Source organism: Stenomitos frigidus ULC18, from assembly GCF_003003795.1.
GTDB lineage: Bacteria > Cyanobacteriota > Cyanobacteriia > Leptolyngbyales > Leptolyngbyaceae > Stenomitos > Stenomitos frigidus_A.
Map to the genome: position 1 here is coordinate 1 of NZ_PVWK01000096.1, position 17,766 is coordinate 17,766.

Genomic DNA, 17,766 nt, shown 5'->3' on the forward strand with positions numbered 1-17,766 from the left:
AAAGGGGCGTCCTGGCATGACCCATGACCTCAAAGGGGACTCCTTTAGTTTGGCGCAACTTCATATTTAATTGGTATTGGGATTGCCGTCGCCATCTGCCCAGGCAAAGCTCACCGGGCGATCGCCAAACGTTACCTGTTGCTGGAATGCCTCCACTATTTCCTGTGCTGCCGCCAGTTGGGCGTACCGCGCTGGCGTTTGAGGCAAGTTCAAGATGGCTTGTCGATCGGCTTCGGAAAGCTCATCATAATGAACCTGCCAGTGTTTAGCATCCGATCGCTCTGCTTTAAACCAGACATCATTCAGGTTGGCATCGGCAACCAGTAAGCGGGTGGAGTTGCCTTGAGTATCGACTCAGAGAGATGGATTGGCGATACCGCATTTTATAGAAGAGACACTTAAAATTTTTGGAGTGATGTATACTCTTCTAAGAGAGAGTAGCCAACTCCCGATTTGTTTTATTAGAGAAATCGGTGGCTTCTGAATAACATCAGCCTACTCAACATAAATATATGAAAAGAAAAGTCGCTAAAAGCCTTGGCTTGTCTTTCTCCGTGTTTCTTTTAATCGTCATAACTGCTTTTGGCGCTTTGGCGGTAAATATTGGAAGGCACAGCTTTGATTTTGGATTTTCAAATAAGCCTCTGCAAGTGGCGATGAACGGTGCAGCTGGGCTATCATCTCCATCTTTTGTTTCAAGGGTAGGAGGAGTTGCTTTTGAAGCCGTAGCAGCTCCAGAAGTTAGCTTGAAAGATGGTGGAGTATCACTGTCATATGATGCGAAACAGCGCGATGGAAGTAGATTAGCCGTTACTATCGGGAGTAAGACTTACAACCCAAATATCCCTAATTGGCAATTGATCCCCATCACAAATTTTGCAGACAGTCAATATACGGCGTGCGTGTCCTTGTTCGGTTCGGAGAGCACTCGTGAAGCCTATCACATCGTTTACCACCCTGCTTTCAATGACACTTTATTGGGCTTACGCTTGATGCAAGCGGATATCTTGTTTCAGGATCTGGGAGAGTTCTGGAAGCTCCCTGAAGTAGATGGTCGGGTTATTCGGGGACAAGGAGAACCACAGCCAAGCGAACAAGATTGGATAAGTGCTGCATCCGAAATATCAAAGGCGTTTGGCAAAGAGAAATTTCAATCATGGGTTCTTACTGACCAAGGGCTGAATGTGAGTATTCTTACAAAGAGCGATGATTTAAGCCTGAGTAACCGTCCATACTACTATTTTTGGAAACGTGAAGGTTCAAAAGTCGTTCCAGTCACCAGTCTTACGGACAGGATGAAATCAAAGTTATCGACTATTGAGCAGTACAATCCGGCTGTATTTAATGCAGCAACTCGAACCATGCAATTCGCTGCCCTCTTTAGATATGTGAAACGCACAAATCCTGATTCATGGAGGAGTTTTTTAAATAAGGTTGCAACTCTTGATCCTCAGCCTCATGTACGAACTCCAACTCGATGGAAAAGACCGAGCAGATCAAGTTCAAACGGGAAAACTCTCTACAATGCTATGTTGAGAAGTAAAGATTTGGACTTGCAAGCCATTTCATCTTGGTGAGCTTTTATACGTTCTTGAACTGAATTAAAGCTAAGAGAGCCTAGTCAAAAATCCAAAGAGGATATTGAGTCAGTGGGGCTTCTCAAATGACAAAGCGTTTAGTTTTGATTAAGGACATTATTTGCAAGGCATAGTTAAAATGCTTTGGCTTAAGGGGCTTTACCCGAGATATTCTTCAATCACTCTAAGAGTATCATTAATCGTCTTGGTTATTGGATGAGTGGAACCTAGTGATTTCTTGGCAGTTTTATGGGCTTGAGAATAATAATTTCTTGCTTGAGAGCGGTAATTCATCGTTTGATAGTAGTTTTGCTGCGACTCGCCCCAGCAAAAGTATAGCTCTCCTAAATTGCTAAGAGCCTTGGCTACATAGGGATGGTTCTCGCCTAGTTCTTGTATCAATATCTCTAAAGCTCTTTGATAGAGGGGTTCCGCTTCAGAGAATAGTCCCTGACTTGCATAAAGAAGACCAATATTATTAAGAATATTAGCTTGATTAGGGTGGTTGCAAAAGTGCTCCTCTAATATCTCTAAGGCTTTTTGATAGGATTGCTTCGCTTCGTAGTAGCGCTCTTGGTTTGCATAGAGACGACCCATGTTGTTAAGAATACTGACTACATCGGGGTGGTTTTCAACTAATTCTTCCGCCAATATCTCTAAAGCTTTTTGGTAGAGCGGTTCTGCCTTCAAGTAACGTCCTTGCATGGTGTATAAGTGAGCCAAGTTGTTAAGACTCTGCGCTGTGTCAGGATGGCGCTCACCTAACTGAGTTTTTCTAAGCTCTAGGGCTTTTTGATAAAGCGGTTCCGCGTCTGCATAGCGCTCCTGCATGGTGTATAAGTGAGCCAAATTGTTAAGACTTTGCGCTATGTCAGGATGGTGTTCATCCAATTGAGCTTTTCTAAGTTTTAAGGCTTTTTGATAGAGCGGTTCTGCTTCTGCATAGCGTCCTCGCGATTCATAGATTTCTGCTAAATTGTTGAGGCTGGCTGCCACATCAAGATGGTCGGTTCCCAGTTGTTTCTCTCGAATTAAGAGTGATTCTAGATAGATTGGTTCTGCTTCGGCGTAGCGTCCTTGCAAATAGTAGAGTCTTGCCAGATTGTTGAGACTGGTGGCGGTATCGGGATGATTTCTACCCATGCGCGTTTTCGCGATCTTTAAACTGTGCTCAGACCAATGGATGGCATCCTTGTAGGCTGCCTGTCCTTCATAGAAATTGGCGATACCAGTAGATTGCTTGATCACATCGGCATCAGTCAGCCTGGTGTGTAGCGTGGTGACGGTTGCTTTTAGGTGGGGAATAACAGGGGTGAATTGCTTAATCTGCAATTTGCTCGGAGAGTAAGGTAGCTGTTTTGCTACTGCCGTCATCACCCGGCAGAATGCGTGTTTCAGCTCTCCATCGACTGACATCCGTTCCCGCTTTGCGGTAAAAAACTCGCGTAGGAGTTGGTGCAGTTGATACAGTCCTTTGCCAGTGCGTTGCAGCAAATGCCAGTCCACTAGCTTTTCATCCCGCAGTTCTTCCAGTTCCTCAGCATCCCAGTTTGGCAAACACGGTTCTACCAGTTCCCACGGAATCTCTGCCAGCGCAAACAGACTCAACAGCCCCGTCAACTGCTGTGCCGCTTCGCTTAATCCTTCCCAACTTAACTCAAAGGCGGCAGTGACACCCAACGATGCTGTCATACCCGTTTCTCTATCCTTAAGCGCTTTTGCATCCAAGCGTTTGTTCTGCAACCGTTGCCACAGGGTCGCCACGGATGTATCGGGTTTCCGCGCCAGATACCGCCCGACAAGTTCCAGTGCCAACGGCAAATAGCCTAACCATTTACAAATTTGCTTAGCTTCATTGATCTGCTGATCAATTCGTCCATCTTTTACCAACGATCGCAGCAACTCCAGCACTGCTGTTTCCGTCAGCACCTTAATTTCAATATTTCGTACGGGTGATCGCAGCGTCAGCCGTGTAGTCAGCAATACCCGAAAGCGTGGTCCAGGAGGCGGCAGAAACGACTGGATATCCTGGTAGTCCTGCACATCATCCAGTACCACCAGCACCGCTCCCTCCTGCCAGTGCTGCCAGCAATATGCCACCTTTGCCGCTAATTCCCGATCCTCTGGAGGTGACAGATCCAGACATGATTGGGCAAAAGAAACAATTTGGGTGCCCAGTTCTTCCCGTGCTCTCAGCCAGCAAATGCCCCCTGGATAGGTCTGCAAGTTCAGATGTTGATCGGCGTACTGCAATGCCAATTCTGTCTTGCCAATCCCACCCATGCCGGAAACTGCGGAGATCGCTACAGGGCTTCCTGGTTGTAATTGCTGATGCAACCGTTCTAGGTCGTCTTCCCGCCCTACAAACTGCGTTATGCCGCTGTAGGGCAGATTGTGAGGAATGCCTGTGGCAGAACGGCGAAAGGAAGAATAGTGATGATGAACTCCACCAAAGAAATTGGTGTTATTTTCACCTGTGTTGACCAAAAAGTTTTCGCCGCCGGAGTTGATCTGATCCATGCTGCCTGTCATCTAGAGGCTATTTCTGTCCGTGATTGTGGGTGCCGCCGAAAAAGTTGGTATTGTCCTGACCCGTTTTGGTCTGGTAGTTTGTGCCGCCGTAATTGGTCTGGTTCATGCTGCTGTTGTCTTGAATTTGTTGCAGTGTAATCTCATGAGCGATTGCTCGAATTTCTGCGGCAAACTCCGGTGCATCATCCATCACTACATCTAGATGTTTGCTAATGGTTTCTAGCACTGTCCGATCGCCTGCTTCAGCTTTAACCAGCGCTTCATCTAGTTTTTCCGTCTTCCCCCGCAGCCGCGCCACGATCTTTTGGCGAAGATCATCTATTTTTGCGATCGCGTCCGTCGTAAACTTCTTCGCCATTTCACCAGCGCCCGCTTCCACAAACTTCTGAAAGGCAAGATTAGCGATCGCAGCGGCCGTTAGCGTCGTTACAGGTTCCATTGGGGGGGATTCTCGACGAGTACTCTTTTCTTTACTACTCCAGTTTCTCCAATCTTCCCGCAAAATTCACAATCTGTGCAGAAAAATGCTGCTGTATATAGCGCTCATTCTGGAATGGCTGCTTTGCAAGCTGCGATCGTCTTTTCTCAAACGGCACTGTTCTGGCTTTAAACAGGACCGTTTGAGCTTGAAGTGTTAACGCTTTGATCTAAAACAGGACTTTTCTCACTTCAAACAAGACTGTTCCGACTTCAAACAGGAAGATTCTCATTTGAAACGAGACTATTGCTGTTTTAACCCGCATCGTTCCGACTCGAAACAGAAATGTTCCGACTTGAAACCGGAATGGTCTCACCTCAAACAAAAACGTTCCCGCTTCAAACGAGAACGTTCTTACTGCAAACCGAAATTGTCCTGTTGAACCTTACACTACCGACGGTTGAGGCTTTGCCTTTTTCGCTTTCCGCGCAAACCGTTGCCCCAATTCATCCACCACAGAGTCCAACCCTGCGCCCTGTCCACTTGCCTTTGCGTAGTTATACACCTGCAACGCGGCGGCATAGGCTTCACTGCCTACCGTTGTATACGTGTCGTCCATTAGCTCCTGCAGTTGTGCCAGCGCTACGACGATCGGATACATCGCCTCAAACAACTGCACATCCTTCCGCATTTCCTCCAGATCAAACGACCGGGGCAAAAAGTCCGGGTTCTGCGTCGCCACCTCCAACGCCTTGGTGACAAACGCTCGACTCTTATCGCCCATCTTGGGTAGCGCTTTCCGCTCCTCCATCGTCAAGTCAATCAAGAACGGCAGTTTCTGTTTGAGAGTGGCAATAGCGGCGAGTGCTGCATCCCGGTCTGCCTGCATCAACGTTGCACTAATTTGGTTGGTTGCCATGAGTAGATCTCCCCGGCTAAATTTACAGCCTTCAGTGTGCCCAGAAATCTTATCTCTCCATCGCTGCTGACCATCCGCATGAGTGATGTAAGTGCAGAAGCGAGTCCCACTGTCGTCGATCGCCTGAGTGCGTGATCTGCTGGTGCTCTTTCTGAGCGTCAAGGTGAATGATTTAGCAACACGCAAGACGACCTTTGTGCAGTTGGTTGATGGTCGAGCCGTTGCCATCCGTGAAGCAGTAGGCACCTACCGTACACCTGATCTGGTGAAAAATGTCGCGCGCCAGTGGACGATTCTGACCTGGACCTGGGATAGCAAACTTCCCGGCACGAGCAAGCCAGATGCGGGGCAGAAGGTTGGCAATGACCGCCTGACGACAACCGCGTACCTGGCATCCTTTCTTTTGCAAGGCAAGACCAAGCCCAATGGCTCCAGCTTTCGAGCCGAGTCACGCAACGCGATCGCTCAACTAACGCCAGCCGGTGTCTTCAGCGGTAGTACCCGTTCCACCATCCTCATTAGCTATATTTCAGAGCCACGAACCGTGGCACCGGGTCGCTATGAAGTGGATATGGTTGCCACCCGCAATGTGATTGATCAATCGGGGCGAATTGAGGAAATTCCTTTCAATCGCACGTTTGTTCTGGATGCTGTGGATATCCCCCAATCACCGTTGGGCAAGGATGCCACGGATGTTGAACGAGCAGTCTACAACGTTCGAGAAGCCGGACTGGAAATTACTGAGATTAAACCGTTTAGTCCCAATCAACCATGAGTGATCCAACGAACCCGATGCAGGGGCTTCCAGACGAAGCGTCAGACCCTTCGGCTACATCCAGTCCGGCGAGTCAGAGTATTGACCCCACGGAAGCGGCGCGACTCGCTGGCTATAACCCGGCAGAAACAGAGCAGTTGGTCGAGTCAGCCTACAGGTTGGTGCAGGCGCAAGAGGGCGGTGATACTCGACCCAACCATGAAAACCCTTTAGTGCGGCTGGCAACGGTAGCGCTACCCCTCGGCGCTATCGGCGGTGGAGCCTTCGGCATCTGGTTTCTGTTCCTGGCTCCCAAAGGTGACAAGCAACCCGAAGTCATTGCATCGCCTACACCCACACCGACCCTTACTACGGACAATGAAGGTACGCTGAAAAGCCAACTTGCTTTCCAGGATCAGCAGTCGCTCGTGGAAAAAACAGAAGCAAAGCCAAACAAGCGGGGCAAAGAGGCGAAGGAGTCAGAACGGCAATCTACCCGGTCTCGTCGTATGGCATCAGTGTCTGAACCAGAGACGATCCGCAGCACGCCTCCTGCTCGCCGCTATCCCACACCTGTAAGGGCACGATCGGCTACACCCGCCGCGACTTCTCCCAAACCAGAGTCAGTCGATCCGTTTGCTCGATGGACTGCCTTGGCGAAACTGGGACAACAGGGTGCAGAAAAGCAAGGAACCGCCGAAACCATTTCAGAAGCGATGACTGCCAGCAATCAACCGACGGGTAATGCAGGCATGAACAATCAATTGATTCCAACGGTGCAGGTGGGCATGCAGTCCGCAGCGGCAGAACCATCAGAGGAGCCAGACATCACTGAGCCTCATGCGTTGCTGGGATTGCTTCAACCGCCTATGTTTCAAGTTCCTGCCGATACTCAAACTGTTGTCGCGTCTGCCAAACCATTTGGAGGGTTGGGTTTCGGTGATACGTTGACGACAGAAGAACGGATCTTACAGGCTGACATCGATATAGCACCAGCGTCTCAACCAAGGCGTGTTGCGATCGGAACAACGGTGTCAGCCAGAGTTGTGGTACCGATGATTGCCAGTCAGGACAGTCAAGGACTGGGACGCTTTGTAGTGGAACTTACTCAGGATGTGCCAGCGATGGATCGCAGCATTGCCTTACCCAAAGGGACTCTGCTCATCACTGAGCTTACCAATCTTGAAAAACAGACCCATCTGGTGAATCAGAGTGCCGTGGCGATCGTCTACAAGGATCATCTGGGTCAACCGCAGCAGCAACAAATTCCAGCAGAGAGTTTGCTGGTGAGAGGGCGAGGAGGTGAACCGCTGATTGCCACCTCCAACAGCGATCCGGGTGGTGCAATTGCCGGACAGGATTTCCTGGTTTCTCTCTTGAGTGGGCTAGGCAAAATTGGTGAAGTGGTGAATCGCCCTCAAGAAGATAACACGATCATTCTGGATGGCTTAAGCAGTTCTCAAGTATCCCGACGCACCACCCGTGAGCCAAATTTGCTGGCGGCAGCTTTGGAAGGCGCGTTTGGTGTGGCAGCCGATCGACTCCGCCAGCGCTCGGATCAAGCAACTGAGGCGTTGCTCTCGCAACCGAAAGTCCTGATCGTCAAGCAAGATGAGGAGGTGTCGGTGGTATTCAATACCTTCTTTGAAATTCAGAGGTAGCGCATGATCAAGCAAATTTCACCCTTGCTGCTGGCGCTGAGTGTTGTACTGCTTCAACCCAGTGCAGTTACAGCACAAGAGATGATGCGTGTTTCTCCAACGGCACCCACGAATCAGCAACAGGTAATGACAGTGAAGGACTGGGCTGGACGGGCAACCGCGATCGACTTTAGTGCAGTCCACCAACGCATCACGAGTGTGGTGCTGGGTGATTCCTCACGCCTGGTCTACACTGCCGATGTACCGCTTGAATCGGGTCAAGCCTCTACACTTTTTCTCAAACAGATTCAGCCGCTTAAGTTTCCTGGTGCAACGACGGCGACTTTAACCAATTTGTTGATTAAAACGATCGATGCTCAAGGTAAGCAACAGCTACACAGCTTCAATGTGGTGGCTGCACATGGCACACCAGAATATAGTAATGTGCAGATGTCGAGAACTGCTGCGAAAACTAATTCGATCGCACCAACGCTTTCCACTCCAGAACTGTTGAAGCGGGTAGAGGCAGGGATACAGGTGGCGATTGCGCGCAGATATGCCATGAGGGATGATCCACTGTTTGAGCGAGTCCGTCAGTGTACCGCCGACGCTCGTAGCGGCACACCTGTTGCGATCGCTGCGAAACGAGCCAATGTCTCACTGGCTCTGCTTCTCAAACTCAGCCAGTTAGGGTTACAAGCCATCCGCTAGGTTGTTGTAACTTCCGTGAGTGTCTTTACATGGGGCTTGAGCTAAGGGTGAAGATTGGGATTATCGGCAAGTAAACTCCCAGCTTGCGCGATCGCGAGTAAGCGGATATCTGCCGTCCAAAACATCTACCATTCACCACGTTCCTCGATCGCCGCCTCTGAAAGGGGTTTCCCAGAAATTTGGATGTTGCTGACCATCACTTTGAGGCCTGCTTCAGAAAGGAGTGGAATCTCTGGATGTTGGGCGGGTGGAATGATTCGTCCCGCAGCTATGAGGGGCTGTAGGATCTGCTCACCTGTTTCTCCATAATTGGATTGACTTAGAGGTGTCGTTGACACCTGTGCTTCGGCAAGCTTTTTTGACAAGACTGCCTGTTCTTCCGCTGGTAATGCCAGAATCACCTGCACGAGTGAGTCAACCAATTGAGCGTTCATAGCGACTAGATTTGGTTTTGCCTGAATCTATTCTATTGGCTCCAGTTCTTTCCCGTACTACCGCTTCACCCCTAAACCCCACACCCTATTCTCCTCTCCCTCATATGCCGCAACACCTTTGCGACAGCAGATGCTTTGAAGCAATCCTTCCGTCTCCCTTTATCCTTCATCCCAAGCTAGCTTTTCTAGAATGCCTCGCGTCCACTGATGATCCGAGAGTTGTCTTGTGCGTCGCTCTCGCAAGACTTGCTCAAGGAACTGTTGGAAATTTTGATAGACAGTTTGGGTACTTGGATTAGTCTCTCCCAAGCTCTCAAAAAGGATGGTTAACGCCCGCAGAAAAAGTTGTTCTGCCTCGGTGTAGCGTTCTTGCGCCTTGTACAGTGCTGCCAGATTGTTGAGCTTGGTAGCTACACCAGGATGGTCTTCGCCTAACTGCTGCTCACTGATTGCCAACGCTCTTAGGTATAGCGTTTCTGCCTCGGCGTAGCGTCCCTGACCTTCGTAGAGTCCTGCCAAATTGTTGAGACTAGCAGCAAATTGAGGATGATTTTCCCCTAACGTTTGCTTCTCAATTTCTAGACATCTCAAGCGTAGCGGTTCTGTCTCGGTGTAACGTCCTTGAGCACAGTATAGTTCTGCCAAACTGTTGAGGCTGTTGGCGATATCGGGATGGTTTTCGCCTAACTGCTGCTCACGGATTGTTAACGCTCTAAGGAACCGTGGTTCTGCCTCGGCGTAGCGTTCCTGGTTGGAGTAGAGGCTTGCCAGATTGTTGAGCCAGGTAGCAACATCAGGATGGTCTGCACCTAACTGTTGCTCACTGATTGCCAACGCTTTTAGAAACCGTGGTTCTGCCTCGGCATAACGACCCTGATTGGAGTAGAGGTTTGCCAGATTGTTGAGCCAGATAGCTACATCGGGATGGTCTGCACCTAGCTGCTGCTCACTGATTGCCAATGCTCTTAGATACAGCGGTTCTGCCTTGGCAGAATATCCCTGGTCTTCATAGAGTCCTGCCAGATTGTTGAGCCTGGTAGCTACATCGGGATGGTCTGCGCCTAACTGCTGCTCACCGATTGTCAAGGCTCTTAGATACAGCGGTTCTGCTTCGGCGTAGCGTCCCTGAGTGCGGTAAAGGTTTGCCAAATTGTTGAGTTTGGTAGCAACATCGGGATGGTCTGCGCCTAACTGCTGCTCACTAATGGTCAAGGCTCTTTGGTACAGCGATTCTATCTCCCTGTAGCGCCCCTGAAAATAGTAAAGATTTGCCAAACTGTTGAGTCTGGCAGCAACATCGGGATGGTCTGCACCTAATTGCTGCTCACTAATGGTCAAGGCTCTAAGGAGTAGCGGTTCTGCCTCCGTGTAGCGTCCTTGAAAATAGTAAAGATTTGCCAGCCAAGCAAGGTCAACGGCAACATCGGTTTCATGCCCTGATGTTTCGCTAAGATGCACGACGGCTTGGAGATGGGGCATTAACGTAGTGGTTTCGGCTAAGAGCGATCGATCTGGCTTTTGAATTATTCTTTTTGCTTCTTTAAGCGCGGCTGAGCGAAACGCCTGCTTCAGGGCATCTGCTTCTACCATTTGCTCTCGCTTTGCCACAAAAAACTCTCGTAGCAGTTGGTGCAGTCGGTATATCTCTTGTCCGGTGCGTTTCAGCAGATGTAGCTTGAGCAGCCACTCATCCCGCACATCCTCTAAAGTTTCGGCATACTCCTCCACGAAACAAGCTTGGACTAGCGTCCAGGGGATTTCTGCTAGGGCAAACAGACTCAACAACATTGCCAACTGTCGCGTTGGCTCGTCCAATACGTCCCAACTTAACTCAAACGCTGCCGCAACTCCTAACGTTGCCGTCATTTCTGGAGTTGCCTTCAATAGAGCCTTCGCCTCTAGCCGTTTGTCCTGCAAGCGTTGCCACAGTGTCTCCAACGATATATCCGGTTTTCGCTCTAGATACCGCCCGACTAGCTCTAAGCCTAGTGGCAAGTAGCCTAACCAGTCGCAGATTTGCTTTGCGATCGCTAAATTCTGGTCGAGCCGTTCATCACAGACGATCGCCCTCAACAATTCGATCGCCGTCTCATCCGACAGTACCGTAATCTCAAAATCTTCTATGGGGCGTTGCAACGTTAACCGCGTGGTCAGCAAAATTTTGAAGCGCGGGTCTACTGGCAGCAGCAATTTAATGGTTCCATAGTCCTGGACATCATCCAGAATCACCAGCGTCTTGGCATCCTGCCAGTTGCGCCAGTAAAATTTCACCTTCTCTGCCAGTTCAAAATCATCCGGTGGCTGCGGCATGGGCAGCGATCGGGCAAACAGTACAATTTGCGAGGCTACATCTTCCCGTGCCTTAAGCCAAACCACGCCACCCGGATAAGTTTTCTGCTCTAAATGCGTCCGGGCATACTTCACTGCCAATTCGGTCTTGCCAATCCCACCCATGCCAGAGATTGCTACAGTGTCATACCGCTGCAACCGCTCATGCAGCTTGATTAACTCCTGCTCTCGCCCAATGAAGATGTCGGTGCCGCGTTGATCCAGGTTATCTGGGGTGCTTTTCTTTGTCGGTGCCTCTCCCGACGACTGTAGTCAAAGGTTGATTGTGTTTGTCTGATTAGTAATTGAACCCAAATTGACAACCCCAATTTTTTCTGCCAGTTTTGTCAGGTTTTGTATTGTCCCAGGTTGAGCCGTTGCCTCTGCCGCTACTGCTTCAACCGCTGCTTTAATCTCTGGATCAGCAGCAGCCAGTTGCTCTACTTCACCGATCAGCTTCGCTTCACCAAACTCTTCTGGTTGTTCTGCGGCTAATGCTGGTTGTTGAGCGACTTGCTCGATCGCATTTGCCGTGCCCCAAGCTTTATGTCGCAACAACACCAACAACTGCTCTCCCTTCGCCCAAACTGTTTCACCAACCTTCTCGCCCTGTTTCTCAAAGATTTTAGTAATGATGAGTGTCGCGATCGTTGCTGCCGTTAATGGATCTGCCATAAGTTTAGTGCCAATGCTTTCTGCATCCTTTTTACTTTGGCAACAGCGTTCTATCCGGCAATCTTTAGTATTTATGCGAAAGACTCCAGCATTTGACCTTAAAGCGTCATCACTCCGACTTCAAACGGCATTGTTTTGCTCGTAAGCGCGATCGCTCTCACTTGAAACAGGAACGTTTCTACTTGAAACAGAAACGTTCTCACTTGAAACGGGAAGATTCTCATGGCAAACGAGACCATTGCGGTTTTAATTCCCATCACTCCTGCTTGAAACAAGAAGCATCCGACTTGAAACCGGAGCGTTCTCATTGCAAACCGCAACGTTCCTACTTCAAATGAGAACGTTCCTACTTCAAACTGAAATTAACCTGTTGAACCCTATACCGCTGATGGTTGAGGCGTTGCCTTTTTCGCTGTTCTTGCAAACCATTGCCCCACATCTTCCACTACTGCCTTTACCCTGCCCACTCAAAGGGCATTAGATTAGTCTGTCGATCGCGCTTGCCCCCGTAACCAGGTCAACCACTCCATTAACTCCAAGTCTGTCAGCAGCGCTTGACTGGCTTTCCCAAAGTGTTGCGAGAGTGCCTCCTGAACTTGCTCTGATGTCCACCCAAGCCGTTGCCGCTGAACGCTGATTTGAGCTAGGACATCTGAAAGATCGACAATCCCCAAGGCCCCTTCATCGATCGGTACGGCTGATTCCTGTTCAAACGCCTCTGAAGCAGCCATGCTCTGAACCGAATGCCCTGGTTGCAGTAATGCCCTTCCCATCGGGGGATCTGCCAGGATGCTGGGTTCCCCTTGTTGCGGTTGAGCCTCTAAGGGTGCAGGAAGATCCAGCACACCTGGGTTTGCGATTGCCCATCGTTGGGCTTCTGCCATCAAAATGCGATCGCCAGAGTCCCAATATTGCTGCATCCGTTGCATTTGTGCGGCTCGTGTATCTTTCTGCTTGCGCTGTTGAGCTTGAACAGGCAATTTCGCGGCTTCTCGGCTAGCCTGATGCCGCTCCTGAATGGCGGCTAAAACCTGCCGAACATACCGTATGCCTTCTAAGCCTTCGTGCTCCTCCACTGGTTGAATCGATGCATCAGCACTGACGTGATCGCTAGCTTCCTTAGCTGGCAGGCTATTACCATCTGTTGAAGATCGATCGGACTCTAAAGAATCGCTTAAACTCTCACTGCTTCGGCTATTACCATCATTATCAGATAATAAGCTTTTAGGGTTTCCTTCAATGGGAGCGCCCGCAGCGCTAGCCATTGAGGAGACACTTAAGATATTTGGGGGGTCTGGGGGTTTTTCCACAAGGTGAACGGGATGCCAGAGGTCGCGATGCCGATAGAGCGAGCCACCACCAATGCCGTAACGGGTGAGTGCCTGAAAACGAGCCGTAGCATGGCTGGGAAGGTTGCTGTGGTTCAGTAAGTCAGCGATCGCTTGGCGGATGCGATCGCGTGCTCCCTCCGATCGCTGCTGATTCCAGGTCAAGGTTTCTACTGCTGCTTTCGCGGTAACGAGTGCTGTTGGCGGAGTCTTGGTTTGCCCAAACGGAAAATAGTGGCTGGCTTCCACACACTGTGCCCACTCTTCGGCTCGCTGCTCAAGGCCACTTTGATGGCGACACCAGTCTTCGTAGCCAGGGAGTGTTTTGGCTACACGCACAATGTCATGCACTAGCGCTTTACCTGCCAGCGGTTCACACCCATATAGCAAATGCCCAAAGATGTAGCTCCGCATCGTGATGCGACCGAGGAGAAAATTGGTTTGCCCAAAATCACTCCAGCCCGGTTCGATATCAGCATTCAGGTCATTCAAAAACTTGTCTGCTTTACCCGACAGGGTGTAGCGTTTCCGTCGCGCCACTTTAAGCACCCGTTGCAAGGCTTTAGCACTGACATCATTGCGTCGTTGGGCAAAACGCCAGTGCTGGACAAAGGTGGTTTGATTGCTGTTGGTTAGCTCCCACGCGTCACTCAGAATGTAGGAACCTGCCTGCATGGGTAGCCGATGGGCGGCATACAGATTAGGCGTACCTTCGGTCACAAACAGACGCGCATTGGGGAAGAGTTCCAGTTGCCCCAGCGCTGGCTTGAAGCCCGCATTTTCCAGCACGGCTTGCAGGGCGAGGGATAACTCCCAGGTTTTCTGCGGTTGCTCGAAGGGGAAATAGAGATGAATTCCGCCGCTATAGCTGGATGTGCAGGCGATCGCGCTGACCAAGCCCAATGGTTCCAGGGCTTCCAGGATGCGCGCGATTGCGAACGGATCACGCTTGGGGTGATAAAGGCTGCCAGCGTCAATGTCCAGCAAGCAATATTGGGTTTCAGCACCGAAGCGTACGCCGTAGAGGTAGGCTCCCTGGTGGATGAGACGATCGCTCAGGGGATGACGGCTCTCGGTCTTCCATTCGACTTTGCCTTGGGGGTCGGGATGCTCTGCCCAGATGTAGTCATAGCGATGAGGGAAGAGTGCCAGGAACGCGTTCTCCTGCTCCTGGATGTACTGGCAGGGGCTGGCGGTTGCTGCTTGCATCACAACCCTCCCAACGACAACCAGAACAGCGAAACCCATCCCAGTGGCATGACTGGGACTGACAAAGAGATTGAGTTGACTTGATAAGAATTGAAGCGATAAGCAATGGTCATAACGGCTCCTTAACAATGGTGGAGCCGGGACAGAATTACCGATTTCTCTAGCCTGAATGGGGGCATTCACCCGTGAGCGTTTGCGGATTGATCACGCTGCCAGCGTTGCAGCTAGACAGCTGGCTGACAAATGGCTGCTGGGTCGCACTACAGGGTTTCTACAAACTGGCAGGGGAAAATTTGCATAAATCAACCCTGCTACCTCTTGCACATTGTGATAGAGATAGTATTCTAGGTATAGATGCACAAAAATACCCCACCAATTCTGAAGTCTGTTTCAGAAACGGCTAGGAAACCGGGATGAAGGACGCTTTGCCGAGGGTCTGTCCCGGTTTTCTGGTGTTTGTGGTGGTGAAGTCTTAGACGATGCCTGGTGTGTGGCGTACCTCCCTGTACCCGTTGTGATGATTGACCGAAACCAGGACACGAAGATGCACGCTTAGATTGTCCTGGTCATTTACAGCGCCGAGTGACAGAGAACTAGATCAAAATTGAAGATCGAAGTAAACAACAGCTACCTCTGCCACTTGGGCTGGCTTACAAATAGCCAATGTTCACTTGACGGCTTCACTCAAGAACTGGAAATTATCGGAGCAGATGCTCCTAGCTCAACGCCACTGCGAACCACGCCTGCTGCTGTAACTGAGTACAGCGGTATGGTTCATTGCGTGCCATTCTACAGAGGCAGTACAAATGCTCTTAGTGTTTACTGGCGATCAAGATCATTTAAATAATTAGGCTTGTTTACTTTTTCTAGGAGTACCTGTGCAAAAGCATTTCAGCCGTTCAAAAAATAGTTTTGCCCCCCAGGTGCGGGTTTTTTATCCCCTACGGTCGGGTTTACAGTCCCCTGGGTGCGGATAGACTATCCCCCCGGTTCGGGGCTGTTTACTCCTGGGGGTCGGGGTGTTATCCCCCCGGTTCGGGAAGTTGTTTACAGCCTGAAATCCCTCCTGTAAAGCAGTCTTATGCTTTTAAGGAATACTCTGGTAAACAGCTTTTGAGGTTTGTTTACTGTTTACTTGTTTACGCATTCTCTTGTTTACGCTGTTTACTGTTTACTGAATCAGCTCCATTTCCCTTAGCGATCGAGGTCCAAAAGCGCTCGTAGCTGGGTGGAGTCCTCGGGTTTGATGCTGCGTTTGCCCCGCTCAATGAGGCTGATCCACATCTTTGTTCTGCCCAATTGCTTGCCTAATTCTTCCTGGCTCCAGCCTTTGGCTTCTCGGGCTGCTTTAATCTGCTCACCACCAAAGGTTGAGCCTGCTTTGATGGGTTTAGCGGGAACCAGGCGACTTTCCACGTCAATGGTTCGTTTCTTACGCTGAAGTTTCGCAATGCCTTCAGCAATCTCTTTGGGCGGATGGACGTAAAGGCGACTGTTGCGAAGTTGCTCCCAGAAGCCTTTCGGACGTTTTTTCTCGCCTCGTCCCCCTTCTTTCCAATCGGGTTGAATCTCGGATGGGTAGGTAACGGGATCAAATTCGATCGCCAGTCCTGCCTCATGGAGCACCAGAAGGTCGCGATCCCAGGTATTGGCGAGTTCGCTTCGCAAGTCGCGATCGCGTTGCGCTGCGGTCACTTTTTCGACCCCATAGGCAACTTCCATCAGGGTAGAGGTGAGCATCACCTGATTGGTTCTCACGCGCATCCTGAAGGAGAGCCATGCCAACATTCGGGCGGCTCCCTCACTGTGCTGCCAAACGCGCGTGATGGTCTGCAAAAGCGTCTTAGACAGCACACCATACTGGTAGAAGGCGTTGCCCTCTTCAGATCCCCGTTTGTTGAGGAAGTACTTCGCCCACATCCCGGCTCGACAGCGGATGGTCAACCCGGTACATTTGATGTCCCCGAAGATGTCTCGCTGTCCGTGATAGCCGATCGCCACTTCCCACAGGCGGCTTTTCTCCACGTAGAAGCTCTCTACGTTGCCTTGCTGGGGCCAGTGCAAAAAGGTGAGAATCTGCGCTGGTTGCTCGGAAATGCGCTCAATCAGCTTCAGCCGTTGTTCTTTAGTAAGATCCTTGCGTTTATCCAGTCCCATGTAAGAAGAAATCTGAGCATCGTCGATGACAAATTCTTCTTCCCAGGGGCGATCGAGCGTGGTGACGTGAGCCGCGTAAATCAGGTGCATACAGGCAGCACGGATGTCGAAGGTCTCAATCACTGCCAGGGCTGCTTCTCCTGCCAGGGCTTCGGGGTACTGTTCTTCGGGATTGTCTGTCACCCAAAAAATCAGCCGTCCTCTGCCGTCTTTGAGGAGGCTGGTGTAGGCTAACTTGCCATCTTCATCGGGCTGCCACTGGAGGTCACTGCGCTGCGTCAGAATATTGACGCTTTCCCAGAGCAGCTTGCAGGTTGCAAAGTTACTGGTGATGCCGTTGGCAAAGAGTTCAGGGTTGGTCGCTGGTGCGCCAGGAACGATTTTCTGTTGTCCCAAACCCGCTAGCCATTCTAATTCCTGAATCGTTTTATTCGGCAGGTCATATTTGTTGAGAATGAGTTGCACTGCCTGGTCGATGTAGACCTGTAAGACAGAGGAAAAGTTGGACTTGAGGGAATCAGAGGCTTCGTCGAAAATGTAGCGGTAGAGAGTAGTTAAACGCTTCTGGGACTCCATGTCCTCTAGCGCCACCTGCCCGATGTCTTTCTCGATCTCGGCGAACGCGATTTTGGTGAGGTCAAACCACATGTAGGAGGCGGAAGACTCCCAGAAGTTCAGTGCCTTGAACAGATGCTCAACCTGCTCTTCAGCGGCGGTTGGTTTGCGGAGGGCTTCACTCGAACGGAGTGTGACAGTATAAGTGCCGTTTTTGCTCCGCTTGATGTCCAAGTGAGGGGATTGGAGTTTGCGGAGTCCAATATCTCCGGCGTTGAGGGCAAGCTCGACCCGTTGGCGATAGATCTCGATGAGATGCTGGGAAACCTGAAGTGCAACCAGCTTCAAAATAGGCGATCGCGCCAGTTCCTCCTTGAATTTTGCCTCCCATTCGTGAGGGATGGAGGCAAGGAGGGTTTGGCGATCGATGGCGGATGGGTTATCGAGAGTCATAGGACTTACGCATTGACAAAAGTAGCAATATCTGGGGTCAGGTAGCAATCGGTTTGGAGAGGTGTTCCAAAATGAA

At 50.4% G+C, this 17,766-nt stretch carries 15 protein-coding genes; 5 read left to right on the forward strand and 10 right to left on the reverse strand.

Features of this window, described 5'->3' with window-relative positions; all coding sequences use genetic code 11:
- Window positions 1-66: 66 nt before the first annotated feature.
- Window positions 67-207, reverse strand: coding sequence for a hypothetical protein (locus C7B82_RS32410; protein WP_219904530.1), 141 nt, complete (start codon window positions 205-207; stop codon window positions 67-69).
- Between the two features lie 305 nt (window positions 208-512).
- On the opposite strand from C7B82_RS32410, the gene C7B82_RS16730 reads away from it, so the two are divergent.
- Entirely contained in the window at window positions 513-1,577 is a 1,065-nt protein-coding gene (locus tag C7B82_RS16730) for a hypothetical protein (protein ID WP_106257427.1), read from the forward strand.
- A gap of 159 nt (window positions 1,578-1,736) precedes the next feature.
- On the opposite strand, the gene C7B82_RS16735 is transcribed toward C7B82_RS16730, so the two are convergent.
- From C7B82_RS16735 to C7B82_RS16745, 3 genes are all read right to left on the reverse strand, one after another.
- Complete coding sequence (locus C7B82_RS16735) at window positions 1,737-4,097, reverse strand: tetratricopeptide repeat protein (RefSeq protein ID WP_219904532.1); 2,361 nt, start codon at window positions 4,095-4,097, stop codon at window positions 1,737-1,739.
- A gap of 19 nt (window positions 4,098-4,116) precedes the next feature.
- A complete protein-coding gene (locus tag C7B82_RS16740) occupies window positions 4,117-4,548 on the reverse strand; it encodes a hypothetical protein (protein WP_106257428.1) in 432 nt (143 codons plus the stop codon).
- A 424-nt stretch (window positions 4,549-4,972) separates the two neighbouring features.
- Entirely contained in the window at window positions 4,973-5,446 is a 474-nt protein-coding gene (locus C7B82_RS16745) for a hypothetical protein (protein WP_106257429.1), read from the reverse strand.
- Window positions 5,447-5,573: 127 nt separating this feature from the next.
- Here C7B82_RS16745 and C7B82_RS16750 point away from each other — a divergent pair, with 127 nt between their 5' ends.
- Genes C7B82_RS16750 through C7B82_RS16760 form a run of 3 tightly spaced genes read left to right on the forward strand, consistent with a single transcriptional unit; the run spans window position 5,574 to window position 8,551 of the window.
- On the forward strand, window positions 5,574-6,221 hold the full coding sequence (locus C7B82_RS16750; protein WP_106257430.1) for a hypothetical protein: 648 nt from the start codon (window positions 5,574-5,576) through the stop codon (window positions 6,219-6,221).
- Window positions 6,218-7,861 (forward strand): hypothetical protein, encoded by a 1,644-nt coding sequence (locus tag C7B82_RS16755; protein ID WP_106257431.1) that lies wholly within the window; start codon window positions 6,218-6,220, stop codon window positions 7,859-7,861. The genes C7B82_RS16750 and C7B82_RS16755 overlap by 4 nt, the downstream gene beginning before the upstream one ends.
- Window positions 7,862-7,864: 3 nt before the next feature.
- Entirely contained in the window at window positions 7,865-8,551 is a 687-nt protein-coding gene (locus C7B82_RS16760; RefSeq protein WP_106257432.1) for a hypothetical protein, read from the forward strand.
- A 125-nt stretch (window positions 8,552-8,676) separates the two neighbouring features.
- On the opposite strand, the gene C7B82_RS16765 is transcribed toward C7B82_RS16760, so the two are convergent.
- The 4 genes from C7B82_RS16765 to C7B82_RS32415 form a co-directional block, all read right to left on the reverse strand.
- Entirely contained in the window at window positions 8,677-8,985 is a 309-nt protein-coding gene (locus C7B82_RS16765) for a hypothetical protein (protein ID WP_106257433.1), read from the reverse strand.
- A 159-nt stretch (window positions 8,986-9,144) separates the two neighbouring features.
- A complete protein-coding gene (locus C7B82_RS16770) occupies window positions 9,145-11,538 on the reverse strand; it encodes a tetratricopeptide repeat protein (protein ID WP_339375198.1) in 2,394 nt (797 codons plus the stop codon).
- A 48-nt stretch (window positions 11,539-11,586) separates the two neighbouring features.
- Entirely contained in the window at window positions 11,587-11,988 is a 402-nt protein-coding gene (locus tag C7B82_RS16775; RefSeq protein ID WP_106257435.1) for a hypothetical protein, read from the reverse strand.
- A gap of 98 nt (window positions 11,989-12,086) precedes the next feature.
- The gene (locus C7B82_RS32415; RefSeq protein WP_181357532.1) at window positions 12,087-12,245 is read right to left on the reverse strand and encodes a hypothetical protein; all 159 of its coding nucleotides are present in this window, start codon (window positions 12,243-12,245) and stop codon (window positions 12,087-12,089) included.
- 77 nt (window positions 12,246-12,322) lie between these two features.
- Between C7B82_RS32415 and C7B82_RS32420 the strand changes: the two genes are divergently transcribed.
- Window positions 12,323-12,469, forward strand: coding sequence for a hypothetical protein (locus C7B82_RS32420; protein WP_181357533.1), 147 nt, complete (start codon window positions 12,323-12,325; stop codon window positions 12,467-12,469).
- Between the two features lies 1 nt (window position 12,470).
- Here the strand turns inward: C7B82_RS32420 and C7B82_RS16780 are convergent, their stop codons facing one another.
- Window positions 12,471-14,525 carry a hypothetical protein gene (locus C7B82_RS16780; RefSeq protein WP_181357534.1) on the reverse strand — a complete coding sequence of 685 codons (2,055 nt, stop codon included), beginning with the start codon at window positions 14,523-14,525 and terminating at the stop codon, window positions 12,471-12,473.
- Window positions 14,526-15,719: 1,194 nt separating this feature from the next.
- Window positions 15,720-17,690 carry a helix-turn-helix domain-containing protein gene (locus C7B82_RS16785; RefSeq protein ID WP_106257436.1) on the reverse strand — a complete coding sequence of 657 codons (1,971 nt, stop codon included), beginning with the start codon at window positions 17,688-17,690 and terminating at the stop codon, window positions 15,720-15,722.
- Between the last annotated feature and the right edge of the window lie 76 nt (window positions 17,691-17,766).